Annotated in this window: 19 protein-coding genes and 3 tRNA genes; 11 read left to right on the top strand and 11 right to left on the bottom strand. The window is 38.4% G+C overall.

The features are described 5' to 3' along the window. Positions 1-78 precede the first annotated feature (78 nt). The 3 genes from B3297_RS16960 to B3297_RS16950 all read right to left on the bottom strand — a co-directional run bounded on the left by B3297_RS16960 (position 79) and on the right by B3297_RS16950 (position 4,148). Positions 79-897, bottom strand: a complete 819-nt coding sequence (locus B3297_RS16960; protein WP_046671898.1) for a UDP-2,3-diacylglucosamine diphosphatase — start codon at positions 895-897, stop codon at positions 79-81. Positions 898-1,315: 418 nt separating this feature from the next. Next, positions 1,316-2,179 (bottom strand): N-acetylglucosamine kinase, encoded by an 864-nt coding sequence (locus tag B3297_RS16955; RefSeq protein ID WP_046671899.1) that lies wholly within the window; start codon positions 2,177-2,179, stop codon positions 1,316-1,318. Positions 2,180-2,420: 241 nt separating this feature from the next. Further along, positions 2,421-4,148 carry an MFS transporter gene (locus B3297_RS16950; RefSeq protein WP_201639488.1) on the bottom strand — a complete coding sequence of 576 codons (1,728 nt, stop codon included), beginning with the start codon at positions 4,146-4,148 and terminating at the stop codon, positions 2,421-2,423. 303 nt (positions 4,149-4,451) lie between these two features. Between B3297_RS16950 and rho the strand changes: the two genes are divergently transcribed. Continuing rightward, entirely contained in the window at positions 4,452-5,951 is a 1,500-nt protein-coding gene (gene rho / locus B3297_RS16945; RefSeq protein WP_201639487.1) for a transcription termination factor Rho, read from the top strand. Between the two features lie 74 nt (positions 5,952-6,025). Next, the gene (pssA, locus tag B3297_RS16940; protein ID WP_070570444.1) at positions 6,026-6,712 is read left to right on the top strand and encodes a CDP-diacylglycerol--serine O-phosphatidyltransferase; all 687 of its coding nucleotides are present in this window, start codon (positions 6,026-6,028) and stop codon (positions 6,710-6,712) included. On the opposite strand, the gene B3297_RS16935 is transcribed toward pssA, so the two are convergent. Together B3297_RS16935 and folK are read right to left on the bottom strand one after the other, a co-directional pair. Then, the gene (locus tag B3297_RS16935; protein WP_070570446.1) at positions 6,709-7,053 is read right to left on the bottom strand and encodes an Hpt domain-containing protein; all 345 of its coding nucleotides are present in this window, start codon (positions 7,051-7,053) and stop codon (positions 6,709-6,711) included. The two genes, pssA and B3297_RS16935, sit on opposite strands and share 4 nt — an antisense overlap. Next, complete coding sequence (gene folK, locus B3297_RS16930) at positions 7,034-7,537, bottom strand: 2-amino-4-hydroxy-6-hydroxymethyldihydropteridine diphosphokinase (RefSeq protein ID WP_070570448.1); 504 nt, start codon at positions 7,535-7,537, stop codon at positions 7,034-7,036. The genes B3297_RS16935 and folK overlap by 20 nt, the downstream gene beginning before the upstream one ends. A gap of 239 nt (positions 7,538-7,776) precedes the next feature. Here folK and sppA point away from each other — a divergent pair, with 239 nt between their 5' ends. From sppA to B3297_RS16915, 3 genes are all read left to right on the top strand, one after another. Beyond that, a complete protein-coding gene (gene sppA / locus B3297_RS16925; protein WP_070570450.1) occupies positions 7,777-9,543 on the top strand; it encodes a signal peptide peptidase SppA in 1,767 nt (588 codons plus the stop codon). Between the two features lie 216 nt (positions 9,544-9,759). After that, the gene (locus tag B3297_RS16920; protein WP_070570453.1) at positions 9,760-10,950 is read left to right on the top strand and encodes a phosphoglycerate kinase; all 1,191 of its coding nucleotides are present in this window, start codon (positions 9,760-9,762) and stop codon (positions 10,948-10,950) included. Positions 10,951-11,114: 164 nt separating this feature from the next. Continuing rightward, complete coding sequence (locus B3297_RS16915) at positions 11,115-11,984, top strand: endonuclease/exonuclease/phosphatase family protein (protein ID WP_083296135.1); 870 nt, start codon at positions 11,115-11,117, stop codon at positions 11,982-11,984. A gap of 11 nt (positions 11,985-11,995) precedes the next feature. Here B3297_RS16915 and B3297_RS16910 read toward each other — a convergent pair whose 3' ends face one another. Next, positions 11,996-14,683, bottom strand: coding sequence for a hypothetical protein (locus B3297_RS16910; protein WP_236560147.1), 2,688 nt, complete (start codon positions 14,681-14,683; stop codon positions 11,996-11,998). An 808-nt stretch (positions 14,684-15,491) separates the two neighbouring features. Here B3297_RS16910 and mgtE point away from each other — a divergent pair. The 5 genes from mgtE (at position 15,492) to B3297_RS16885 (ending at position 18,447) form a co-directional block, all read left to right on the top strand. Then, the gene (mgtE, locus tag B3297_RS16905) at positions 15,492-16,868 is read left to right on the top strand and encodes a magnesium transporter (RefSeq protein ID WP_112374186.1); all 1,377 of its coding nucleotides are present in this window, start codon (positions 15,492-15,494) and stop codon (positions 16,866-16,868) included. A 247-nt stretch (positions 16,869-17,115) separates the two neighbouring features. Next, positions 17,116-17,189, top strand: a tRNA-Asn gene (locus B3297_RS16900). A 50-nt stretch (positions 17,190-17,239) separates the two neighbouring features. Further along, positions 17,240-17,313 (top strand) — tRNA-Asn (locus tag B3297_RS16895). An 88-nt stretch (positions 17,314-17,401) separates the two neighbouring features. Further along, positions 17,402-17,475 (top strand) — tRNA-Asn (locus B3297_RS16890). Between the two features lie 57 nt (positions 17,476-17,532). After that, positions 17,533-18,447 carry a PfkB family carbohydrate kinase gene (locus B3297_RS16885; protein ID WP_070570461.1) on the top strand — a complete coding sequence of 305 codons (915 nt, stop codon included), beginning with the start codon at positions 17,533-17,535 and terminating at the stop codon, positions 18,445-18,447. Here the strand turns inward: B3297_RS16885 and B3297_RS16880 are convergent, their stop codons facing one another. The 3 genes from B3297_RS16880 to murB form a co-directional block, all read right to left on the bottom strand. Next, positions 18,448-18,693: a cytochrome b5 domain-containing protein gene (locus B3297_RS16880; RefSeq protein ID WP_112374185.1), complete on the bottom strand. Its 246-nt coding sequence runs from the start codon at positions 18,691-18,693 to the stop codon at positions 18,448-18,450. Positions 18,694-18,724: 31 nt separating this feature from the next. Then, positions 18,725-19,234 (bottom strand): RNA polymerase sigma factor, encoded by a 510-nt coding sequence (locus B3297_RS16875; protein ID WP_046671910.1) that lies wholly within the window; start codon positions 19,232-19,234, stop codon positions 18,725-18,727. A gap of 261 nt (positions 19,235-19,495) precedes the next feature. Further along, a complete protein-coding gene (gene murB, locus B3297_RS16870; RefSeq protein ID WP_115049480.1) occupies positions 19,496-20,512 on the bottom strand; it encodes a UDP-N-acetylmuramate dehydrogenase in 1,017 nt (338 codons plus the stop codon). A gap of 104 nt (positions 20,513-20,616) precedes the next feature. On the opposite strand from murB, the gene B3297_RS16865 reads away from it, so the two are divergent. Next, on the top strand, positions 20,617-21,234 hold the full coding sequence (locus B3297_RS16865; protein ID WP_112374184.1) for a TetR/AcrR family transcriptional regulator: 618 nt from the start codon (positions 20,617-20,619) through the stop codon (positions 21,232-21,234). Here B3297_RS16865 and B3297_RS16860 read toward each other — a convergent pair. Together B3297_RS16860 and B3297_RS16855 are read right to left on the bottom strand one after the other, a co-directional pair. Continuing rightward, complete coding sequence (locus tag B3297_RS16860) at positions 21,227-22,207, bottom strand: YpdA family putative bacillithiol disulfide reductase (RefSeq protein WP_115047819.1); 981 nt, start codon at positions 22,205-22,207, stop codon at positions 21,227-21,229. The two genes, B3297_RS16865 and B3297_RS16860, sit on opposite strands and share 8 nt — an antisense overlap. A 31-nt stretch (positions 22,208-22,238) precedes the next feature. Then, on the bottom strand, positions 22,239-24,431 hold the full coding sequence (locus B3297_RS16855) for an FUSC family protein (protein ID WP_236560148.1): 2,193 nt from the start codon (positions 24,429-24,431) through the stop codon (positions 22,239-22,241). Positions 24,432-24,740 lie beyond the last annotated feature (309 nt).

The following is a 24,740-nucleotide window of genomic DNA, read 5'->3' as shown; positions in this document are numbered from 1 at the left end:
CGAGCTTGCTCGGCTTTGTTTTAGTGTTTTCCTGATTATATGCAGATCTCTGTTGTGTTCATTAAGACATGACAATCTTTATGAGATGACAATCTTTTTAAGATCTTCCAGGCTGAAAAGAGGGATATCGATGATTTTATTCTTCAGGATTTGTTCTTTATTTTCTTCAAAATAGAACAGCTTCCATTCCCCATTTTTATATTCTAAACTACTGAGGTTTTCAATCCAATCTCCTGAGTTCATATACGTGCAGGTTCCTTTTCGGGTAATGACTTCTTTGATTTGAGGCTGGTGGATGTGTCCACAGATGACGAAATCGTAATTTTTTTCAATCGCTAGTTCAGTCGCTGTATGTTCAAAATCTGATATATACTTGACGGCCTTTTTAACGGAGTTTTTGATCTTTTTAGAAAGAGAATATTTCTCCTTACCCATTTTATCTAGGCAATAATTAATGATATTATTGAGCTGGATAAGTTTGTCGTAACCCCATCCACCGAGTTTGGCCAACCATTTAGAATGATGAATGGATGCGTCGAAAACGTCTCCATGAAAGATCCACACTTTTTGATTATTGAGTGAAAGAAGGAGTTTATTGCTCAGCTTGATATTACCTAATTTTAGATCGGTAAACTTGCGCAACATTTCATCGTGGTTGCCCGTGATGTAATGTACTTCTGTCCCCGAAGAGCTCATGTCAATGATTTTTTTGATGACTTTTAGATGTTCTTGCGGAAAATAGCTTTTTTTAAATTGCCAAATGTCTACGATGTCTCCATTGAGTATCAGTATTTTGGGAGATACGGACTCTAGATAAAGTAAAAGCTCTTTAGCTCTACTACCGTAAGTACCTAGGTGTAAATCTGAGATTACAAGTATATCAAGGCTTCTTTTCATTTGCAATAAATTTGTTTATTCATTTATGTCTACCAAGATGTCCTTTGTAGATTTTTTTTCTATGCGTCTGTTGAGGACTATATTTGACCTTTGCCGGATTTGTCTGAAATGAATCGATCATAAACGACCTTTTTTACCGTTTTTGAAGTTATTCTAAGCCGCAATATTTCATTTAATCAATCTGTTAACTTCTATTACAAAAAAAAGATACTTTTATTTTGTACCGATGAAATTCCTGTTATTAAATCATTAAAATGTCTTGTAAAACGGTATGAGTTAGTTAATTGGAAATTAATATTAGTAGGGAATTTTCGGTACGGAGAATATTGGGAGGTCGGAGGACTGGGGGAAGAGCAATAAAAAAGGTATCCAATTTTATTGAATACCTTTCCTTATGTTAAAGATTATTTTTCTTTTTCTATTTGGCAGTCGCTGCTGCTCTATCGATGTGGAATTGTACTAAATCGTCGATAGGGGAGCGCAAGATCTTGCCTACTTTCATTCCATATTGCTCAGCTTTTTCTGCTAATACATTTCTGAAATTGTAACCAACCGAACCGATACAGTTGAAAGTATAGCTTTGATAGTTAGGGTATTTGCTGACAAGATTTCTGAAAAATGCTTCAAAAGCTTCATCAACAATATTGCGTGTGTATTCGATATTTACATTGTTGTCATAGACAAATTTGCTAAAGCTTGCACAGAAACGATTTGGCATTGGTTTGGTATAAACCGCGTCCATAATTTCGTCCTTTGTCATTTTATACGTGTTATAAAATACTTCTTTAACATCTTTAGGCATCAAATTACGAACATAATCTGCCAGTAATTTTTTACCAATATAACTACCAGAACCTTCATCACCTAAAATGTAAGCACCTGAGTCGATGTTTAATGTGATTTCTTTACCATCGTATAGACAAGAATTTGTTCCTGTTCCTAAGATCGCAGCAAATCCGGCTTGAGTTCCTAATAATGCTCTTGCTGCTGCAAGAAGATCGTGTCCTACTTCAACTTCAGCTGTAGTAAATACTTGTTTTAAAGCATCAACAACAATTTGTGCTTTTTCCTTGTTATGAACACCTGCACCATAATAGTTTACCTCTGAGATTTTTTCAAAAGGTAAATCTTGCGGTAGTCCTTTTTTTAGGGAGTTTACAATGTATTCACTATCAACAAAATAAGGGTTGTACCCTTCCGTATTGAAGTAGATTTTTTTATTCGAATCGTCTAACAAACACCAGTTTGTTTTTGTTGATCCCCCGTCAGCAATGATTATCATTATTGAGTAGTTTTAATTGTGTTTATCGTTATAAAATGAGTAATCAATTCATTAATCAATTCCCCGAAAATACATTTTTTAATTTTAAATATCATAATTTATACGCTTATTTTTCAAAAAATAAATTTTTGTACTTTGGTGACTATATAAAAAAACTGGCTTAACGGTGTTGTTAAGCCAGTTTTTGAGCTGTGTAATAAAATTGTTTAAATAGTGTACTATTTACAATTAGTGAGGGGTGTTAATGGCCTCCTTCAGCCTCTATTTCATCAATATTGATTCCTTGTTTTGTTAATATTCCCTTAACAAATATCGCAAAGAAAACAACATAACAGAATCCGATTAATGGTAGAATATACGAGTTATGGATACCGATAATATCCGCTAATTTTCCTTGTATCGGAGGAAGAACACCACCACCAAGAATCATCATCACAAGAAATGCCGAACCTTGAGCGGTATATTTTCCTAAACCTACAATGGACAAACTGAAAATTGAGGACCACATAATTGAACATGCAAGACCGCCTGATAAGAAAGCATAGATTGCAATAGTACCCGATGAGAATAGGCCAATTAACATCGCAATGATTCCAAATAATCCAAAAATAATCAATGTACGAGCAGGTTTTTCTTTACTTAGGTAGAATGCTACAATTTGAAGAATAATACATATGACGTAATAATACAGATGTGACATCTCAAATCCTGCAAGCGTATTGACGCCGATGATAATGGAGAATGCAATCAGAGGAACGATAATCAATAATCCATTTTTAGTTGATTTACTCAAGTTAAATGCTGTAATAGCACCAGCCCAACGACCGATCATCATACTTCCCCAATACATGGATACATAAGGTGTAATTTGAGATGATTGCAAATGACCAAATTCCTTCAATGTTAATAATTCGCCGAGGTTACTACCGATTGCGACTTCGATACCGACATAGATAAAAAGCGCGAGCATACCCAAAGCCAATTGTGGATATTTCATCGCACCCCAACCTTCTGGATTTTTTTGCGCGCTCTTATTGGAGAACAATAAACCACCGATCACAACGACCAATGCTCCTGCCAACCATAACATGCGTTGCATTTCGAGTGGTTTGGCAACTTCTTTAATGTGCAGTTTGAGTTGATCGATCTGAACCTGATCTGTTAAACTTGAAACCTGTTTGTGTAACTGCTCTACCTGCAAGGCTAAATCGCTCTTATAGCTTAAAAACACTGGCGTGAACATACCAAAAAGGAGGATGGTCATAATGATCAAGGTACGTAAAGCTTTATTCGCTTTTTCCATTGGCTCATCACTAATTCCAGCAGGAACTTTTTTACTGAAATTAAATAATGCTGCAGCTAACAGGAACAATAGACCAACACCAATATAAAGATAAACAACCTTGTTTAGCGGAAGGTTGGCAATCTCTGAGTCAGAAATAGGCTCAAAAGTTCCGAATAAGGAAAACCCGATAACAAGAGGGCCTATTGTTGTACCAAATGAGTTGATACCACCGCCTAGGTTCACACGGGAAGCACCCGTTTTTGGATCGCCCAATAAAACCGCAAATGGATTTGCTGCAGTCTGTTGTAAAGAAAAACCAAGGGCTACAACGAATAGTCCCAATAACATACCAACATACAAATTTACTTCGACAGCAACAATCATGGCTGCGGCACCCAAGGCCGAGAAAAGTAAACCGTAAACTATACTCTTTTTATATCCCCATTTTCCAACCAGGTCCTTTCCCCCGATTGAACTGAATATAAATAGTAACAATGCACCAATATAATAGGCTGTATAAAAAGCAAAGTCTATTAACTGGGATTGAAACTGGTCTAAATGAAAGTAATTTTTGCAGAACGGTATAAAAACACTGTTCCCTGCCGCAATGAACCCCCAAAAGAAAAACACAATAATCAATGTGTAGAGTGCGGGGTAATTGGTTTTAGTTTGTTGCTGTTCCATATAAGGGATCTAAAAACTTAAATTTTGAAAGGTACGAACTTATGAAAAAAAATATAAAATTCAATCTAAAAATGTTGTTAAATCGTTTTACTAGCTACAATAGTAAATATTTTTTTTGAAATATTTTGAAATAACAAAATTTGTTTTTTTCTTTGTCTAGGTTCTCAATATTTAATCCACTTCGGGTTTAAAAGAAATCATTAAGTTCTTCATCTCACTTAATCATGGAAACTTGTTTAAGTGTGTAATCAGAATTCAGAAAAAAGCTCAAAAAAAAATCCAAAAATCATACACAACACATTAATGGATATTAACGAATTAAACGCTAAACTCGTATCGGAATTGCGCGAGATTGCTAAGTTGATCGGTATCGCAGATGCTGATAAATTGCGTAAACAAGAATTAATCGAAAGAATTAGCAATACTGGTGGGGAAGAGGAAGCAGCACCAGCGCCAGCTGAAAAAGCAGCTAAAGTAGAGGAAGATAATCAGGAACATGCTGAGCGTACACGTAAACGTGTGCGGACCGTAAAAACTGCGGAACCTGTCACGGTAAGAAAACGTGAAGTTTCTGAGCATGACGAAGCCCCGGTTGCAACCGAAGATACACCAGCAGCAGATAAAGGCCCCCAACCTGAAAAAGCAACACAAACTCCTAAAGCAGAAAACACTTCTTCAAGTACAGATTTCGATAATGTGATCGTTAATGAGGGTGTATTGGAGATCATGCCTGATGGTTATGGCTTCTTACGTTCATCAGATTATAACTATCTGACTTCTCCTGATGATATTTATGTATCACAATCTCAGATCAAATTATTTGGTTTGAAAACGGGAGATACGGTACGTGGTTGTATCCGTCCGCCTAAAGAGGGTGAAAAATACTTCCCTCTGGTACGGGTTGAGGCTATCAATGGACAAAATCCGGCTGAGGTACGCGATCGTGTGCCATTTGATTATTTGACACCATTATTCCCTGATGAGCGTTTAAATTTAGATATGGGTGTTGGAAATTACTCTACACGAATCATGGATTTATTTACGCCTATAGGTAAAGGTCAACGTGGACTAATCGTTGCTCAACCGAAAACGGGTAAAACAAACTTGTTGAAAGAGGTTGCAAATGCTATTGCAAAAAATCACCCAGAAGTTTATTTGATTATCTTATTAATCGATGAGCGCCCTGAGGAGGTTACTGATATGGCGAGAAGTGTACGCGCGGAAGTTGTTTCTTCGACATTTGATGAGCCGGCTGACCGTCACGTTAAAATTGCAAACATCGTGCTTGAGAAAGCTAAACGTATGGTAGAATGTGGACATGATGTCGTTATCTTGTTAGACTCGATTACAAGATTGGCACGTGCCTATAACACAGTGGCGCCTGCGTCAGGTAAAATTTTGTCAGGTGGTGTGGATGCGAATGCTTTACACAAACCAAAACGTTTCTTTGGTGCTGCCCGGAATATTGAAAATGGTGGTTCATTGACGATCTTAGCAACAGCATTAACAGATACAGGTTCTAAAATGGACGAAGTTATCTTTGAGGAATTCAAAGGTACAGGTAATATGGAATTACAGTTGGATCGTAAGTTGGCAAACAAACGAATTTTCCCTGCGATCGATATCACCGCATCGAGTACACGTCGTGATGATCTATTGACTGACAAAGAAACATTACAACGTATTTGGGTACTTCGTAACCACTTATCGGATATGAATTCTACAGAGGCCATGGAATTTTTACAAGGTCAATTGCGTGGCACTAAATCAAATGAAGAATTTTTGATCAGTATGAATGGGTAATTCCATCAAATTTTGATATTTTAGCCATCATTTTTAATCAAATGATGGCTTTTTTTATAAAATAGATCCTGTACATGAAAAAACATATCCCAAATCTGCTGACTTGTCTAAATTTATTTAGTGGCTGTATCGCTGTATTGATGGCATTGCAAGGCAATATTCAAGTTGTCACTATTTGCGTATTTGCTTCCGGGATATTCGATTTTTTTGACGGAATGGTAGCGAGACTACTTCATGTTAAATCGCCAATAGGAAAGGAGCTGGATTCGTTGGCTGATATGGTCAGTTTTGGTTTTTTACCTGGGACAATCATGTTTACCTTGTTGACAAAGGTATTTCCTGATGGTTCTCTGTTACCTTATTTAGGGTTTATCATTACTGTTTTCTCGGCTTTACGTTTAGCAAAGTTCAACCTGGATGAGCGCCAAACTTCGGATTTCATTGGTTTGAATACGCCAATGAATACATTTTATGTGCTTTCTCTACCTTATATCGCAGACAAATACCCACAATTGGTTTTAAATCCGATTGTATTAATCGGTAGTGTTCTTTTAACCAGTTATCTTTTGGTAAGTGAAATTAGGTTGTTTTCGATGAAATTTAGTTCGATGGATTGGAAAACGAATAAATTTCGCTTCATATTTTTGATCCTGACGCTGATCTTGTTTATTGTTGGTCAATTTATGGCTTTACCGATTATTTTAATTTTATATTTCCTATTATCAGCATTGCATTTTAATAAAAAAAACGATCTGGTTTAGATCGTTTTTTCATATTGTTCCAATTCAAATAGAAGCTCTTTCATTTCAATATCGATAACACCAAAAGTGGCCCGAAGGCTGTCAAGAGATGCTTCGTTCTTTGAATTGGTCTCTAATTCCTCAAATTTTTCTTTTAAGTGAAAGGCACCGATATAGTCCATTGTCGGTTTGATGTGATGGGCTGTATCACCAATCTTTTGAAGATCACCTTCAACCAGCGCTTGTCGGAGCTTGTCGAGATCTACAGGTGTTTGAATAAGATACATGGATACAAATTGTTTGATTAATTCGTGGCTGTCAAACATGTTTTGGTTGATCAGTTCAATATCGATATGGTTCATCGTCGCTAATTTTCTTTACAGGTAAGTCGTCTTTGCATTTATTCAATAAATATACGTTATTTTTTTTGTAAACGGGATGGATATAGGCTGGTGCTATTTCCACTAAAGGCTCCAGTGTAAACCTGCGATCAGCAATAAAAGGGTGTGGAATCTGCAACGATGGCAGATCGATAATTTCCTGGTTAAAGTAGAGTATATCAATATCAATGACTCTTTCACCCCATTTTTTTATACGGATACGTCCTAATTCCTGTTCGATGTGTTGTGTCAGGTTTAAGCATGCTAAAGGCTGTAACCGGGATGCCACTAAAACGACCTGATTTAAAAAGGGCGGTTGGTCTTCAACTCCCCAGGCCGCTGTTTCATAGATCGAAGAAGCTTCAATAATTGCTCCAACATGTGTTTCAAGTTGTTTTCTCGCTAGATCAAGCTGTTGAAAACGATCCCCAAGGTTAGTGCCCAATAGTATATAAATCTGATTCATGATGCTAAATTAAGATTTTGTGAAACTTAGTTGTTTGAATTTCGGCTATTTTTTGGATTTAGTGTATTAATGGTCTATGGATATGTAAATTTCTTTCAGGCTATGAGCCTTAATTTCGCGAATAAAATGTGGGGTAGATGAAATAAAAGACTGGGTGAATAAAAAATATTGCATTACCTTTAGTGAAAATAAGTCTTTTCACAGGAAGATCGATTATGGATCGGATTTAATTACAAAATATGAAATCATTTTTTAAGTACGTACTGGCAACAATTACGGGGATTGTGATCTCTTTTGTTGTGTTGTTTATTGTTTTGATGGGGATTATTGGGGCCATCATCAGCTCGGCATCCTCGGATCAGGAGATTGTTGTTAAAAGCAACTCGGTTTTATACCTATCCTTTGATTATGATATTTCAGAGAGAAGCGAAGCGAATCCTTTGGGTAGTCTCAATCTTCCAGGTTATTCCACTAAAAATATTGGTCTAGACGATATTTTGGCGAGGATCAAGTATGCGGCGACGGATGGGAATATTAAAGGGATCTATTTAGATGCTAGTCATATCGGAGTTGGCTTTGCAAGTTTAAAGGAAGTGAGAGACGAACTTTTGGCTTTTAAGAAAACCGGGAAATTTGTTGTTGCTTATAATGCGGGGTATGACCAAAAGGCCTATTATGTAGCGAGCACCGCCGATAAGGTGTACGTTAATCCGCAAGGGACGATTGATTTTAAAGGTTTGGCAAGTTCTACGATGTTCTATAAAGACCTTTTGGACAAGGTTGGGGTGGAGATGCAAATTGTGAAGGTAGGTACATTTAAAAGTGCTGTTGAGCCTTTCTTTTTAAATAAAATGAGTGATCCCAATCGCTTGCAGGTAACATCATATTTGGGAAGTATATACAGTACCTTTATTAATGAAATAGCAGCGAGCAGAAATATTGCTGCCGATTCATTACGGGCTATTGCGAATGACTATCGTGTCCGGGATGCGGACGACGCGGTAAAATATAAGCTTGCAGATGCCAAGTTGTATAAAGACGAACTTTTATCGGATTTGAGAAAACGTTTGAAAATTTCGGAAAAGGATGAGATATCGTTTGTTTCCCTGTTGGATTATAATAAAAAGTTAAAAGATGATGCGAGCGGATCTGAAGTCGCGGTTCTTTATGCTGCCGGAGAAATTGTTGATGGTGAAGGAACAGGACCAGGTCAAATCGGTGGTGATAAATTCTCCCGCGAACTACGAAAATTAAGAGAAGATGATGCTGTTAAAGCTGTTGTTTTGCGTGTGAATTCACCAGGTGGATCTGCTTTAGCGTCCGATATTATTTGGCGGGAGGTTATTTTGACCAAGAAAGTGAAACCCGTAATCGTGTCGATGGGAGATTTAGCTGCATCAGGTGGGTATTATATCTCGGCGGCAGCAGATTCGATATTTGCTGAACCAACTACAATTACAGGATCTATTGGTGTATTTGGTGTGATTCCTAATTTCCAAAATCTGATGAACAATAAAATTGGAGTGCATTATGATGGTGTAAAGACGGGTAAGTTTGCTGATTTGATGACTTCTTTCGATCGGCCGTTGACAGCAGAAGAAAGGGATATCATCCAGCGGGAAGTGGATAAAGTATATGGTACATTTACTAAAGTTGTTGCAGACGGCCGTAAATTATCCATTGCTGATGTAGATAGTATTGGGCAGGGAAGAGTTTGGACCGGTGCGCAAGGTGTGAATAATAAATTGGTTGACCGTCTCGGAAACTTGGATGCCGCTATTCAGGCTGCCGCAAAAAAGGCCAATCTGAATAAATATAAAGTGTCCCAATATCCGGAGAAAGAAGATCCTTTTACCTCGATATTAAATAATTCAAAAGAAAAAGTCCAAGTTTGGATTGCAAAAGAGCAAATGGGCGAATATTATCGTTATTTTGATGTCGTGAGAAAAGCTACAGCACAGACGGGGGTGCAGGCGAGAATGCCTTATAGCGTTGAGATTCACTAGTAATTGATTCGTAAAGGAAGTCCAATCGTGGTATGGTTGTAGGTGATTATAATTTATAACGATGCCGGTAATTCTTACGTTGCGTGCGGAGAAGTTCGATCCAATGTACGGATTGCCATGAATAAATAATTATTTCTAATGAAAGCAAATGCTTTTTTTTATATTTAGCTGTTCGTTTGACAAAACGACCTAATCCCAAATCAATAAAGTTACAGAATGAAAACAGTAGACGATTTAAATTTTGCAGGTAAAAAAGCCTTGGTACGTGTGGATTTCAACGTGCCTTTGGATGAAAATTTCAATATTACGGATGATAATCGTATCCAGGGAGCGGCTCCAACAATAAAGAAGATCTTGAACGATGGTGGAAGCGTGATATTGATGTCCCATTTAGGAAGGCCAAAAGATGGTCCTACTGATAAGTATTCATTAAAACATATTGTTGCTCATCTTTCACAGGTTTTAGGTACTGATGTTCAGTTTGCCAATGATTGTATCGGTACAGAGGCCGTAGAAAAAGCGGCAGCTTTACAAGCTGGTCAGGTTTTATTGCTAGAAAACCTTCGCTTCTATAAAGAAGAAGAAAAAGGAGATGTTGAATTTGCTGAGAAGTTGTCAAAATTAGGCGATATCTATGTGAACGATGCTTTCGGTACAGCCCACAGAGCTCATGCTTCGACAGCAATTGTTGCGCAATTTTTTCCAGGAGCTAAATATAGCGGTTACTTGATGGCTGCAGAAGTCGGAAATGCAGAAAAAGTATTAAACAATCCGGTTAGACCATTTACGGCTATCATGGGTGGAGCAAAAGTTTCTGATAAAATTCAGTTAATTGAGGCCTTATTGGATAAAGTTGACAACCTTTTAATTGGTGGAGGTATGGCTTATACGTTCATCAAAGCTAGAGGGGGTGAAATTGGTCAATCATTGGTTGAAATCGATAAACTTGATTTAGCGAATGAGTTGGTGAAAAAAGCGAAGGAAAAAGGTGTAAACTTGGTTATTCCTACGGATGCTCAGATTGCAGATGCATTTTCCAACGATGCCAATGTATATGATGGACCAAATGATCAAATTCCTGCAGATTTGCAAGGTCTGGATATTGGTCAGGAGTCTGCAGCAAATTTCGCTGCGATCATCAAAAATTCTAAAACAGTTCTTTGGAACGGTCCAATGGGTGTTTTTGAATTTGATACCTTTGCAAAGGGTACCAAAGCTGTAGCTGATGCTGTTGTGGAAGCAACGAAGAATGGGGCATTCTCTTTAATAGGAGGTGGTGATTCTGCTGCTGCGGTAAGTAAATTTGGTATGACTGAAGATGTAAGTTACGTCAGTACAGGTGGTGGTGCGCTTTTGGAATACATGGAAGGAAAAGTTCTTCCAGGGGTGAAGGCACTTGAAGATTAATATAAATCAAAATCTTTAGAAAGGGACAACATAGGTTGTCCCTTTTTTATTAAAAAAGATCGATGTTTTGTACGAAACTATTCATGTAATGTCAGATTAAATCAATTATCCGTTAAATGTTTGTGTAGCACTGGTGAGTTTTTATTGTATTTGCTAAATTTATCATGACATGGTTATATATGCAGATATTGATGGATGCTAATAAGAGTAAAGAAAAAGATAGTTCTGGTTTTTTTTCGGTACTGACGTATAATGTAGCGGGGTTGCCTGGGATTATTTCCTCTGCGATTACAGGAAGAAGCAGAAGTATTGCTGAAATTGGAAAGAAGATCAATCCTTTTGACATTGTTAATGTACAGGAGGATTTCAATTATAATAGAAGTCTATATTGGGGCGGTAATTCACATCCATATCGCACAAGAACCAAGGGACGTGTTCCCTTTGGTGATGGTCTCAATACCCTGTCTCATTTTCCGATGACCGATGTTGTCCGTGTGCCCTGGAAAAAACGTACAGGAGCCGATTTTCTGACACCCAAGGGCTTCACCTTAGTTCAGATAGAAATCGTTCCTGAAGTCTGGTTGGATGTTTATAATGTTCATGCAAATGCACAAAATAGCAGGAAAGCTTCAAGTGCACGCCGGGATAATCTCAATCAGCTACGTGATTATATTGGAGAGCATTCGAGTGGTAAGCCACTTATTGTAATGGGTGATTTTAATGCACATTATAGTTTTTGTGATGATAACCTGCATGATTTTATGGATTCCACAGCATTGGTTGATAGCTGGGTTGAGCTTGAAAATGGAGGCTTAGTGCCTGAGGTGCGACATGAGTTTAAGCCGCCACATATGTTGTCTATCAGCAATCAGAGCGAATCTATCGATAAGATCCTCTATCGGAGCAGTAGTCACCTCAGTCTTGCTGCCCGGGATTATAAAATAGAAAATAATCTATTCACCAATGTCAAAGGATTGCCCTTATCGGATCATTATGCCTTGGCACTGAATTTTAACTGGGCGATTCATCCTTAAGCAGCTTATCCTTAATAGGTGTAGTTTAAACTGAAAGTTGGAACTACACGTTGTGTTGTCGTGTTGTCATTGATATAGGTACCCTTAACGACGAATTCGAAATCTGGAAGTGGGTATCTGAAAGCATTGAAATCAAGCGACAGATAGGCTCCAAAGCTTTTTGGTGAGATCTCCCTGTGTTTGTGTATATTTTGATAATCGGCAAATATTCCTCCTTTTACACGTTTAATATAGGCTAAAGATCCTAATCCAAGGTCGGGATAAGCTATAGGGAAACGATAGTTGACCAACACCGTGTTTTTTATTTTTTCATATTTGTAGTAGCTAAATCCACTCACAAGAGGGATATCGTTGATGTATTGATAAATTCCTGATCCTGTTTGGGCGCTCAATCTAATTTGAAAACCGTGATTGCTCATAAATCCAGGTAGATAGAATACTGTTCTTGCTGATAAAATTTCACCTTTTGCATTGTTTTCAAAAGGCGTATGTCGGTAGGTGACACTAAAATTTTGTCCCCATCTTGGGTAGAGGTCCATATTGGCCATTCGAGCATTTCGATTGAGGTAAAGCTGATAGGTCAAGGGAAATGCAGTCTCATAATTAAAGTTCTTGACGTCTGTGCGGCTAAGGTCATAGCGCCGTAGATAGGCTGTCGCCAGGTTGAATCCAGTGGAGTAGACGTAGTCTCTTTTGTAAAAGGAGAGCGGGATGGAGATCTGTGAAGATATATAATGCTCGCGCCAGTCGAAACGGATGCTACTGTCAGGTTTGTTAGGGATGCTTGCTGCTGCAATTTGCCCTCTGTTTTCATAGCGTAGCGAGAATTTTGGAAAGTACTTGTTGTAGGTAAGTTCTGCCGAGTATACTCCTTTTCGAATGTCGGTGTCATATTCATACCCCAGAGCAATTTGTGTGGTGTTTAAGATGTTGTTTGATAACCAGAAGACTCCGGGTTTAAAATTGTCGAAGCTTTCAAAATTGCTGCTACTTAGCGAAAGACTATGAAAATTGAACGTTCTGCCCAGTCCACGATAGGGTACAATTTGGTAGTGCTGACTAGTATCTACGGAGACTGCAGCGATATTTTTTACGCTGTCTCTGGTCAATGCGGTGGCGTAATAATGCGAAAAGTAATCCGTTTCTGGGTCGATATCAAATGCGGTATCGATGGATGTCTGGGCGATCTTGTAGCCGTTGTACTGATAGTCGTTGAAGAATAATTGCCTTGTATCGTTATCGTAAAAAGGGTTGAACGCGCCAAATTGTGCCTTTGTCAAAAGCTGTTTCTTTCCAGATAGGAGGTCGATGCTGTAAATATTATCGATACCGTTGAAGTTAGCTTTTGTGATGATTTTCATACCCGAAAGGTATTGCGGTCTTTCATATTGCTGGTTGTCCCAAGGTGTTAGGTTGGTGATTTTGTCATTTTTCAGATCGATTTCACACAGTGCGGTTCCGGATTCGGATAATCGTATTGCTATTATTTTATCGCCTTTGGGGTTGAAAGCAGGGTGTTGGAGCTGTTCGGAATTGCCTATTTTTATCCGTTTGATGATGCTGTTGTTTTTAAGGCTTATGAGCGTTAGATAGCTGTCGTTGGATAAATCTACCTCAACGCAGGCAATGGTTTCGTCTAATGGGCTTAAAATGGGTGAATAATATCTCGTCTGTTTGCTGAGCTGGCTAATTTTACCTGTTTTGAGATCCATGACATTGATAACGCTGTATGTTCTTTTGTTGAAACGCGGATCTTTATGGAGCTCGTCCCATACGATGTAATTGCTGTTTACGTCAAAATGTGGTGTTAACTGTATGCCAGTTTTAGCGAGCCTATTTTCTGTTTTTGTTGCCACATCATACGTGTAAATTGCGTTGGTCTTTTGTGGGTTCTGCTTAATGAAATAGATCAGACCGTTCTTGTGTTTTGGTAATAAATTGCTGTTGTAATAGCTGTCGTTTTTCTTGTCTATTTCTTTGTATTTCTGGTATTGATAGTCGCTTGTTTTCTTATTCCATATGGTCTCTAAATTTGCTATTGTTTTATTGTATAAGTAGGCACTATTTCCTCCAATTTTTTTCTTTAAAACACGATTGATATTATAGGGATATAATGGTTTTTTGTTCAGCTCCGAAAAGAGGTCGGCTTCATAATTCGAAGGTAATTCCGACTTTAAAGTGGAGGTCATCAGATAGCCGATTGTATAGTAACTCGGGACTATATCTTTATAGGACCCCAATAAATATTTATTAAAACTATAGCTGTGATTCGATTGAAAGTTCGCTTTGATGGGCATTTCAAAAGCGGGTAATCTTCCTCGCCCTCCCTCCGAATATATGGTTTCTGTAAGGGTTGCATCGCCTTCAAAATACCAGGAAGGAACGGTCAGTCCGTAGTAGGCAAGGGCTAATTGTTCAAAAAATGGCGCGCGTAGTTTTCCTGTCAATTTGTCAAATTGACTTACGTGTCTTGACTCGTGAAGGATCAAATTGGGTAGCCAGGTCTGGTTGTCGGGTTCTGCGCCTGCGGTGCTGTACAGTTCAGATTTACGTGGAGACAGCTGTACAAAACCATTCGTTTGTAGATTCGTGTTATGGATAATGAATGGAATTTTCCGCGGTGTTATTTTGTAATTTCTAGCAGTTGTACGCAGCGATCGGTTAACCTGGTCAGCTAGGGTAGGGGCCTTGCTCTTCATTTCCTCAGGGAAAATTAGTCGAAAATTCTTGGTTTCAATTTTATACCATTTTTGGCTTAAGGGCGCTTGGCTGTCTTCAAAAAATTGAGCAGAACTTTTTTGTGAATATATTATTAATGATAATAATGATAATATGTTGATAATTATGTTTTTATGTTTCATTAATTTTTGTATATCGAGTGTTTGCTATTTTTTTTAGTTTTATTATTCCTATTTATATGAACTTTAACTTCTGTTTAAAATTTATTTATATTTGAATAATAGGCTTTTATGATTTTTATGATTTACTTCTTTTTACTATTTTTTTTCTGTAAAACAACCTGATGATATTGGGCTGTTCTGAAAAAAAAGCACTATATTGAACAGGTTAAAGCATACGACGAATATACTTAAATAATTAGCGATTCTAAGACTGCGCCGAGAAAATTTTTCTGTTTTTTTTTGTGGAAAAATCAGACGACTATGGGGTGTTGCTTTCGGGAGTATGCTGGCGAGTTAGGTGTGGGCTGATTCATTTTATTCGATAAAAAAAATGGATCGGTAATTAGACGATAAATTTCATCGTCTTTCTTTTGTAGAGACCTGTTGAAGTTGTTGGCGAGAACGGTTTCCCTTAATTTTTTGCTAATGACAAAATGTCTTGTTTTTGAATTGAGCTTTGAACGTTACGCCGGGTATTTATCCCAATTACTGCGACAGACTGTAGGTTTTTATTATTTATTTTTTTATGCAGAATTTACTTTAAAAAAGCGATTTTTGTAACATATAAACTTTGTTTAGATGTAGGATTTTTAAATTGATAGGAGATATGGAAGAACTGGAAATGCAGGTGAATCAAATAGAGCAATTGATAGCAGGTGGAGATCTTGTTAGGCTGGAAGAATTTTTGAATGAATTAAATATTTCAGAAGTTGAGGAGCTGATTGATGAGTTGCCCGAACATGGTTCACTATTTATTGAATCGTTAAATTTGAATCGCGCAGTTAACGTTTTTCGTATTCTGGATTTCCCTACTCAAAACAGGATTTTTAAGAAGCTTTCTAAAGCAAAAATTAGCGCACTAATTAACGAGTTACCTCCCGATGATCGGACTTCTTTTTTTTCAGAAATGAAGGACGATATTAAGCATTTAATTTTACTGTTGCCACCCAAAGATCGTGTTGAAGCATTGGCTTTGCTGGGCTATCCGGAAGACAGCGTTGGGCGCCTAATGACACCTGATTATATTACCGTAAAAGAACATTGGAGTATTGAACGGATATTGGGGCATATTAGGCGTTATGGAAGAGATTCGGAAACGATAGATGTATTGTATGTGATTGATGGAAATGGGAAGCTGGTTGATGATATTCGGATTAAAGATGTGCTGATGGCGGAGCCAGATAGAGTCGTTGGAGATTTGATCGATCATCGGCTGATCTCGCTGAATGCTTACGATCCCCAGGAGGAAGCGATCAACATCTTCCGGATGAATAATCGCGTGGCCTTGCCTGTTGTCGACGAACAGGGGGTTATGTTGGGGATTGTGACTGTCGATGATATTCTTTGGGTAGCAAACGAGGAGTACACGGAAGATATGCAACGTATCGGAGGAACGGAGGCGTTGGATGAACCTTATCTGGATGTGTCGATTAAGAACTTGGTGAAGAAGAGAGCTGGATGGCTTATTGTGCTTTTTCTGGGACAACTTTTGACCGCTACGGTTATTGAGCATTTCGAGGAGCAAATGGCAAGTGCGATTATGTTGTTTGCACTGATGCCTGTTATTATATCCAGTGGTGGGAATAGCGGTTCGCAAGCCTCAACATTAATTATTCAAGCGATGGCCCTGGGGGAAGTTACCTTGGGTGACTGGTGGCGTGTGATGCGAAGAGAGATTCTGTCGGGTTTACTGCTGGGACTTATTTTGGGGGCTTTGGGCTTTATAAGGATTATGGCATGGCAATCTTTTGCGCATAGCTATGGTCAGTATTGGGTGTTGGTTGCATTAGTTATCTCTTTGTCCTTGGTTGGTGTGGTCCTTTGGGGGTCGTTGATGGGGTCTATGTTGCCTTTTGTGATGAAACGACTTGGGGCCGACCCTGCGAGTTCTTCAGCGCCCTTTGTGTCGACATTAGTCGATGTAACAGGTTTGCTGATTTATTTTAGTGTGGCAGCGCTAATTTTGAAAGGTGTGTTGCTTTAATCGTACGCAATTGCCGATACTGGTCGTTCATCCGCTGATGGCGATTGAAGGTAAAAGAAGGATAATGTTGGTTTAAGTGCTGAAAAGGGGATTTTGTGGAGCTGTTTGAAAAAATAAAAATAAATTATTCTAATTGGAATTTAGGAAGTTGTAAAAAATGTGCTCAAAAAATTTGTAGTATTCTAATAATCTTCCGATACTTGCATCACGGAAACGCAATAGGGTCTCCGGAAAAATTGAAAAACACTCCTGAATAGCTCAGCAGGTTAGAGCATCTGACTGTTAATCAGAGGGTCGCTGGTTCGAGCCCAGCTTCAGGAGCAATTTAATAACTTACATAGCCGGAGTTTTTAAAATATTCAATTTTTCATTCCTGAATAGCTCAGCCGGTTAGAGCATCTGACTGTTAATCAGAGGGTCGCTGGTTCGAGCCCAGCTTCAGGAGCAACAATGCAAATATTTTATTTGCAAATGATATTAAAATGTACTACTTTTGTACATTCTATGAGAAAGGAATTTCTCGAAAAATAAATTCCTGAATAGCTCAGCAGGTTAGAGCATCTGACTGTTAATCAGAGGGTCGCTGGTTCGAGCCCAGCTTCAGGAGCAATATTGAAACCGGCTTTATGCCGGTTTTTTTGTTTACCATGCTTATTAAAAAACTATGAGTTTAGTAATTATTGGTACGGTGGCTTTCGATACAATAGAAACACCGTTCGGTAAAACTGACAAAATTCTAGGTGGTGCCGGTACATTTGCGAGTCTAGCGGCGTCATATCTATGTGATCAAATCAAATTGGTCAGTGTTGTTGGGGAGGATTTTGGAAATGATAATCTCGATCTTATCAGGAGCCGTGGTATAGATGTTACGGGTGTTCAGGTGATTACTGGTGGGCAAACTTTTTCTTGGTCTGGCAGGTATCATAACGATATGAATAGCCGTGATACCTTGGCGACAGACTTAAATGTATTGGCTGATTTTGATCCTATTATTCCTGAAAGTTACCAGGATTGCGAGTATCTTCTCTTGGGCAATCTTACGCCTCAAATACAATTGACTACGTTGGAGCGCTTGGCACACAAGCCTAAGTTGGTTGTTCTGGATACCATGAACTACTGGATGAATGTTGCCATGGATGACTTAAGAAAAGTGCTTCTCAAGGTTGATGTTTTAGCCATCAATGATTCAGAGGCAAGGCAACTTTCTGGAGAGTATTCGCTGGTTAAAGCTGCAAAAGTCATTTTAGCAATGGGACCTAAATATTTAATTATCAAAAAAGGTGAACACGGTGCGCTTCTTTTTGGAGAGAATCAGATTTTTTCTGCTCCGGCGCTACCATTAGCAGATGTTTTTGATCCAACTGGTGCGGGAGATTCCTTTGCTGGAGGTTTTATTGGCTATCTTGCCAAAGTAAAAAGTATCAACTTTACAAACATGAAGAACGCATTGATTTTTGGTTCTGCGCTAGCTTCATTCTGTGTAGAGAAATTTGGAACAGATCGGTTGGTTGATCTTACCGAAGAGGACATACAAAAGCGTTTGAATGCTTTTGTTGCCCTATCTCAGTTTAATTTATAATCATTGATCTTTTAGTTTTCCGACGATCTGAAATTTTGAAAATACAGATGCTGAATGAGGGGCTTCTTGGAGCTCCTCAGTTAGATCTTGTCCGGCCCAATGTTCGTAGTGCATTCCGTTTTTCCACAGTCTACTTTCTCCGACATCGTAGATAAGTCCGCGATAAGCAACCCAGATCTGTGGTTTGTCCTGACCATTACGTAAAGCCAGTTGGCTTTTGCTGTATTCCGATAATTCTTCTGCCATTCGTCATTTTAAAAAGGCGAAGATAGAAAAACTAAGCTACTTTATAGGCCGATAGTGATCTCTTCATTAATTTTCTAGCGACATGTATTCTTGTTTTTACCGTTCCGATGGGGATATTTAAATGTTCCGATATCTCGTGGTATTTAAAACCTTCGAAGTACAATGAAAAAGGGATGTAATATTCTTCGGAAAGACTAGATAAAGCTTCATGGATGTCTTCCATGACAAATTTGCTTTCGCCCTGATTTGAGGAAGCGGATAATAGGAGGTTAGCGTTAGAAATATCCTCGTCTTTCGTAATGAAAGAGTTGGTTTTCACAATACGTCTATAGTTGTTAATAAACGTATTTTTCATGATGGTGTAAAGCCATCCTTTCAAATTGGTTCCTTCTTTGAAATTTTTAAAATAGGTTACAGCTTTCAGGATTGTGTCCTGAACGAGATCGTTGGCATCTTCGTAATCACTGGTAAAATTTCTGGCGTAGAGTTTTAATGAGTCCGATTGCTCAATAACCATGGTGTCAAATTCATTCTTTGTCATAGCTTAATGAATTATAACTGTTCTTTTTACAAAACAGTACGTTTATAAATGCGGTTCATTAAGTATGAGGCAAAAAATGCGCCAAAAATGACAAAATTAGATTTGTTAATATAATTTTAAGATTATTTTAAGCAAAGCAAACGTGTGTGTAAGCTAACTTTAAGTAAATAAAATTAGCTCAAAGTGATGTTTAGCTAAAGTGAAGCCTGTTTTTCTTTTGCTTTCAGATTTAAAAAGAGTAAAAATACTTTTTTTAAATCTTTACAGTAAATTAACTTCACGCTCTAGCTTGATGCCAAATTTGTTGGCTACATCACTTATAATTTGTTCCGATAGATTGTAAATTTCCTGTCCTGTAGCGTTTTGTCTATTTATTAGTACAAGTGCCTGATTTTTCCATACACCTGCTTGTCCATATTCTTTTCCTTTCCAACCACATTGTTCTATTAACCATCCAGCAGCCAATTTTGTTTCATTATTGGGCATTGGATAATGCGGTATTGTAGGGTATTCTTTCTGAAGAGGTCCAAAAGTTGATGCTGTCACTACAGGGTTTTTAAAGAAGCTACCTGCATTTCCCACTGTACTTGGGTCAGGAAGCTTTTCTACGCGGATTTTGGAGACAATGGTTGCAATGTCGGCAATGCTCGGGTTTGTTATGTTTTCTTTGGCGAGTTCGGCTTCAATTGCACCATAAGTTGTATTGATATGAGCTGTTTGACTTAGCTTATAAGTGACCTGAGTAATGATAAAACGCCCTTTGTGTGCTGTTTTAAAGATACTGTCGCGATAGGAGAAATCGCAATCTTCTTTTTTGAAGGTCGCAAAGTTACCGGTATGCGTATCGAAAGCCTGACATTCGTGAAAAACATACATCAACTCGGTACCATAGGCACCGATGTTTTGCACAGGTGAAGCACCAACAGTGCCAGGAATTAGGGCCATGTTTTCAATACCCGCGTAATTATGTTCGATACAATACCAAACGAAGTCATTCCAGATTTCTCCCGCTTGCGCTGTGACATAGACATCATCGCCATCAATTTTTGACTGTATGCCCTTGCTCGTCATACGAATAATATAGCCGTCGAATGCTTTGGTGAAAAGGACATTGCTACCTGCGCCAAGAACAAAGAAGTTCTCCTTAAAAATACCATTTTTAAAAATTTCGGTCAATGTTTCATTGTCATTCACTTCGATTAGAAAATTTGTCTTTTCTTCAATTCCAAACGTATTGAAAGCTTTTAAAGATATATTCGATTGAATGTTTAACTTCATGTTGACTTTAGTTTTCAGAAATTCAAAAAAATCAGCTATCTTTAGCATGATAATCGGTAAAGATAGTATAAACCGTTTATTTAACGATAAAAAATATAAGTTTAATGGGTAATGCAGATGTAAAAAGAATCAAAATTCTAGAAGCTGCGACAAGGCGCTTTGCACATTTTGGAATGGCTAAGACAACGATGTCGGAAATAGCCAAGGATCTCAATTTTTCAAAAGCATTGCTGTATTATTATTTTCCGGATAAGAATAGCTTATATTCTGCGGTTTTCGAATATGTCATCGACAAAATGATCGAGGACCTTGAGGATGTCATTGGAAAAGGGGGAGACTTTGAGGAGATTATGATGTACTCCATTGATATGCGTGTCAAGATCATCAATCAGTATTATAATTTATTTGAATACACCATGAAGATGGTCAAAGAGCTTCCGGACGAGCTGGAACAGGTTTTCAAAGAGTCTTATCTCCGTGAGGTAGAAATTATTGAGAAGATTCTCAAGATTGGTATCGATGCCGGCGAGATACAGGTGGAAGATATCAATGAAACTGCGCGGATTCTTTTGTATTCACTATTCGGTATGCGTATGGGCATATTAAAGGATATGAAAAACATGTTGTTCCCAACAAAAGAAGAATTCGATCATATTCTCAGTTTACAGAAGAAAATGATGAAAATCTTCTTAAATGGCTTACGTTTTCAAGTCTTCAAGTAAGTGTTGAGCGAATATGTCCGATAATCTGTTTGGCATGAATTCGTGAATTTTCAATAAACCAAAGGTGGGTATTTAAGCCACCGCAAACGACACCTGCCAAATAAATCCCGGCAATATTTGTTTCCATTGTTTCTTCATTATGGCTGGGAATGCAAGGTGCTTCTTGGGGAATATCAATTCCGATCTTTTTCAAAAAATCAAAATTTGGGCGATAGCCGGTTAAAGCCAGTACAAAATCATTATCGAGTTCGACCATACCATCTGGGGTTTGGATATGCGCAGTAGTTGGAGTAACTTCTGTTAAGTGGCTGTTATAATAGACATCGATTTCACCCGCGGCAATTCGATTTTCAATATCAGGTTTTACCCAATATTTTACCCGGCGGCTGATTTCGCTACCGCGGATTACCAAAGAAACTTGTGCTCCTTTTCGGTAGGTTTCAAGGGCGGCATCAATGGATGAATTACTGGCGCCGACAACGATCACCTTTTGGCTGCTATAATAATGTGGATCGTCGTAGTAATGCCTCACTTTGGGAAGTTCTTCGCCCGGGATATTGAGCAACATCGGTATGTCATAAAAACCCGTGGCGATGATGACTTTCTTGCTCAGGTATATGCTTTTGCTACTGCTGACCAGAAACTCCGTGTCCTCTTTCTTAATTTCCAGTACTTCTTCAAAAAGATGGGTATCCAGTGCGAACTTTTGCTGTATACGTCTGTAATATTCCAGCGCCTCCATGCGTTTTGGCTTGGGATTGGTGGTGACAAATGGAATATCACCTATTTCTAATCTTTCGGAGGAAGAGAAGAAGGTCATATTTTGGGGGTAATTATATAATGAGTTGACCAAACAGCCCTTTTCGAGAATAAGGTAGTTTAAATTTGCTTCTTTGGCTTCTAAGGCGCAAGCTAAGCCAATTGGCCCGCCGCCAACTATGATCAGGTCGTACCGTGTTATCGTATCGCTCATGGTATAAATGTCGAGAATTTTAAAGAATAAATCAGCTTAAAGCTTTAGGCAGTTCATTTTCTGACATTGCTGTGCTTTTAGCGTGAAGATCCTGAACTATTTTATGGAGGTCCTGTGCAATTTTATTGAGAAAGTCCAGCTGTTCGCTCAATAACTGTCCATCAACTGAACTGACATCTGTATTATCAAATTGGTTGTTTGGAATTTCGATTGCCAAAGGAACAAATGCATTGACACTATCGGCAGAATGCAGCAGCTGAATGGATTGCTCCAAGGAGCTTAATATTTTTCGAATTGTCCGGACATGGTCCTTATTGATATAATTATTGTCCATTTCGTCGAGATGGTTCATCAATGTCACCGAAAAAGAAGCTAGAATATGGTTGAATATGACGAATTTGTTGACTTCCTTACTATATTTTTGACGTTTCTTGGGTTCCGTAAGCATACGTTGGAATGTGGAACCCATGTTGGCTGTTTCCACATAGACTGCCTTGCGTGTTAGTTTGTAGTCGGTGATGGAAGGCGCTTGGCCTGCAATTTCTTTCAATGCCTGAAAGATGTAATTGTAGTTGGCTATCAGTAGCTTTCGCATGGATTCCTTGACTTGCATGCTTTCCCAATTTGGAAAAATAATATAACTGGATAAGAATGCAATCATGCCGCCGATAAAGGTGTCCAGTATGCGTTCTTTGGTGACGTCCAATGTATTGGCGCTGACGAAGCTCAGCATAATTAATACATAAGGGGTCATAAAAAGTACGGCAATGACATAATTGACCCGGAATAAGCTATATGCCGTCAGAAAAAAGAATACCAGTAGAACGAAAAGGACCGTTGGGTCATGAATGGTTAACAGGATGAGGGCTCCGATGAGTCCACCGATCGTTGTACCGATTAGACGCTGGATATTCCTCTCCTTTGTGAGCCCGAAGCCAGGCTTTAGGATAACCATGATAGTCAGGAGAATCCAATATACATTATTTGTGATATTGGTGACCTCAAACACGTAATAAGTGACCGACATGACAATTGCCATGCGGCACGCATGTCGAAAGATGGTGGATTTTAGGGTAAGATTTTCGCGGAACTTTTTGAAATCAATTGCAGAACTTTGGACAAAGCGTTTTGCGTCGTCAATTTCTTTTCGTTTGACATCGTCCGGTTGTAGATGCGAGTAACCATAGATATTTTTGATTCGGCGAACCAAATCACGCAAATTGATCAACACTTTGCGTAAAGCAAAGGTGCTATACTCTTGATTTTTATCCAGCTGATCGATTTTAGTGTGAAGGCGACTGAGATCCGAATCGAAATCGTACAGTGGTTTTGGCTGTGTATTGGTATTGAGCTGATAAGCCAAATTGTCAAGCTCATTGGTATATTTTAGGATCACGTTTTTGAAATCTTCCAAGATTCCGGTAGGACCAAAGCGTTCGCTGATGGTGTTGTAATCATAGTGTGCCGCCATACTTTGCTCAAAGAGATCGACAATATCGTTGAAGACGAGGGTTAGATAACGTCCCACCTTTGTGGTGTCTTTAATTGATCGTTTACTTTGAAACAATACATCCCGTAGGTTTTCCTGATGCTGATTGACTTCAACTTGTTTGTCGATCAGTTTGAGGTAGTTTTTATCATTATCAATTTTAGCATCGTAAAAATTAGCTTTCAGCCGGATGTAATCAGCCACATAGCGAATTGTTTCGGATAGCTCCTGTTCGGCGAGCCTGTAAGGGCGTGCCTGGGTGATGGAAAGACTAATGGCGATATACCATAGACCACCTAATGTATAGAAGCCTAAATAGTTGATGGCTTCAGCAAGAGGATAGTGAATCTGCACATGGATCAACATCATCAGAATACACATAAGGCCTACGTTGGCGGCCCTGCTATTGAATACTGCAAACATGGCAAATATAAAGCAGGCTACGCCGATAAAAATCGCCAGTAGATAGACATTTTGATTAACTATATTGGTTAAAATAAAAGTTAACGTAGTCAAAATCGCACCCGCAATCATGCCTTTCCTTCTATGGCTAGGTGCTCCGGGCGTATCGGAGAGACCTACCAAGAGCGCTCCCAGGGAAACAATGGTTCCATTGGTAAATTGCCCGATAGTTGCAAAGATTAGGACAGGCACAATACATCCGATGGTAATTCGGAGTCCATCCGCAAAATATTGGCTATAGAAAAAACTTTTTATTTCTTGTGTCTGTTTCATAATGTATAGTACAAACTTAGATAAATTGCTTTTCATATTAAAAACAATTGTTCGGCTATGTTTGCCCTTTTTAGTACGGATGAAAGCGAGATAGCTGTTCCGTTCCTGTCAGATCAGGGATGGTTCATTTTGTAGCGGGGCTTAACAGGATCAGGTTCTCAAGGTCTTCGTTGCTATACTGCATTGCATTAATGTGTTAAAAATGAAAATTTACTAAAATTTGTTAGTATGTTTATAATATTTCAATTGTTTTTTTGATTAATTTATATTTTTTTATTTGTTTAGCTATAATATTGTTATATTTGGAAC

The sequence above is a fragment of the Sphingobacterium sp. UBA3519 genome (genome assembly GCF_002377215.1).
In the GTDB taxonomy this organism is placed as follows: domain Bacteria; phylum Bacteroidota; class Bacteroidia; order Sphingobacteriales; family Sphingobacteriaceae; genus Sphingobacterium; species Sphingobacterium multivorum.
This window is presented reverse-complemented; position numbering and strand designations above follow the sequence as displayed.

Coding starts and splice junctions, on each gene's coding strand:
- B3297_RS16860 (WP_115047819.1), bottom strand. CDS start 22,207: ATGAGCGATACGATAACACGGTACGACCTGATCATAGTTGGCGGCGGG.
- B3297_RS16910 (WP_236560147.1), bottom strand. CDS start 14,683: ATGAAGAGCAAGGCCCCTACCCTAGCTGACCAGGTTAACCGATCGCTG.
- B3297_RS16955 (WP_046671899.1), bottom strand. CDS start 2,179: ATGATAATCATTGCTGACGGGGGATCAACAAAAACAAACTGGTGTTTG.
- rho (WP_201639487.1), top strand. CDS start 4,452: ATGGATATTAACGAATTAAACGCTAAACTCGTATCGGAATTGCGCGAG.
- B3297_RS16920 (WP_070570453.1), top strand. CDS start 9,760: ATGAAAACAGTAGACGATTTAAATTTTGCAGGTAAAAAAGCCTTGGTA.
- B3297_RS16915 (WP_083296135.1), top strand. CDS start 11,115: ATGACATGGTTATATATGCAGATATTGATGGATGCTAATAAGAGTAAA.
- B3297_RS16865 (WP_112374184.1), top strand. CDS start 20,617: ATGGGTAATGCAGATGTAAAAAGAATCAAAATTCTAGAAGCTGCGACA.
- mgtE (WP_112374186.1), top strand. CDS start 15,492: ATGGAAGAACTGGAAATGCAGGTGAATCAAATAGAGCAATTGATAGCA.
- B3297_RS16935 (WP_070570446.1), bottom strand. CDS start 7,053: ATGAACCATATCGATATTGAACTGATCAACCAAAACATGTTTGACAGC.
- pssA (WP_070570444.1), top strand. CDS start 6,026: ATGAAAAAACATATCCCAAATCTGCTGACTTGTCTAAATTTATTTAGT.
- murB (WP_115049480.1), bottom strand. CDS start 20,512: ATGAAGTTAAACATTCAATCGAATATATCTTTAAAAGCTTTCAATACG.
- B3297_RS16885 (WP_070570461.1), top strand. CDS start 17,533: ATGAGTTTAGTAATTATTGGTACGGTGGCTTTCGATACAATAGAAACA.
- B3297_RS16950 (WP_201639488.1), bottom strand. CDS start 4,148: ATGGAACAGCAACAAACTAAAACCAATTACCCCGCACTCTACACATTG.
- B3297_RS16875 (WP_046671910.1), bottom strand. CDS start 19,234: ATGACAAAGAATGAATTTGACACCATGGTTATTGAGCAATCGGACTCA.
- B3297_RS16880 (WP_112374185.1), bottom strand. CDS start 18,693: ATGGCAGAAGAATTATCGGAATACAGCAAAAGCCAACTGGCTTTACGT.
- folK (WP_070570448.1), bottom strand. CDS start 7,537: ATGAATCAGATTTATATACTATTGGGCACTAACCTTGGGGATCGTTTT.
- sppA (WP_070570450.1), top strand. CDS start 7,777: ATGAAATCATTTTTTAAGTACGTACTGGCAACAATTACGGGGATTGTG.
- B3297_RS16855 (WP_236560148.1), bottom strand. CDS start 24,431: ATGAAACAGACACAAGAAATAAAAAGTTTTTTCTATAGCCAATATTTT.
- B3297_RS16960 (WP_046671898.1), bottom strand. CDS start 897: ATGAAAAGAAGCCTTGATATACTTGTAATCTCAGATTTACACCTAGGT.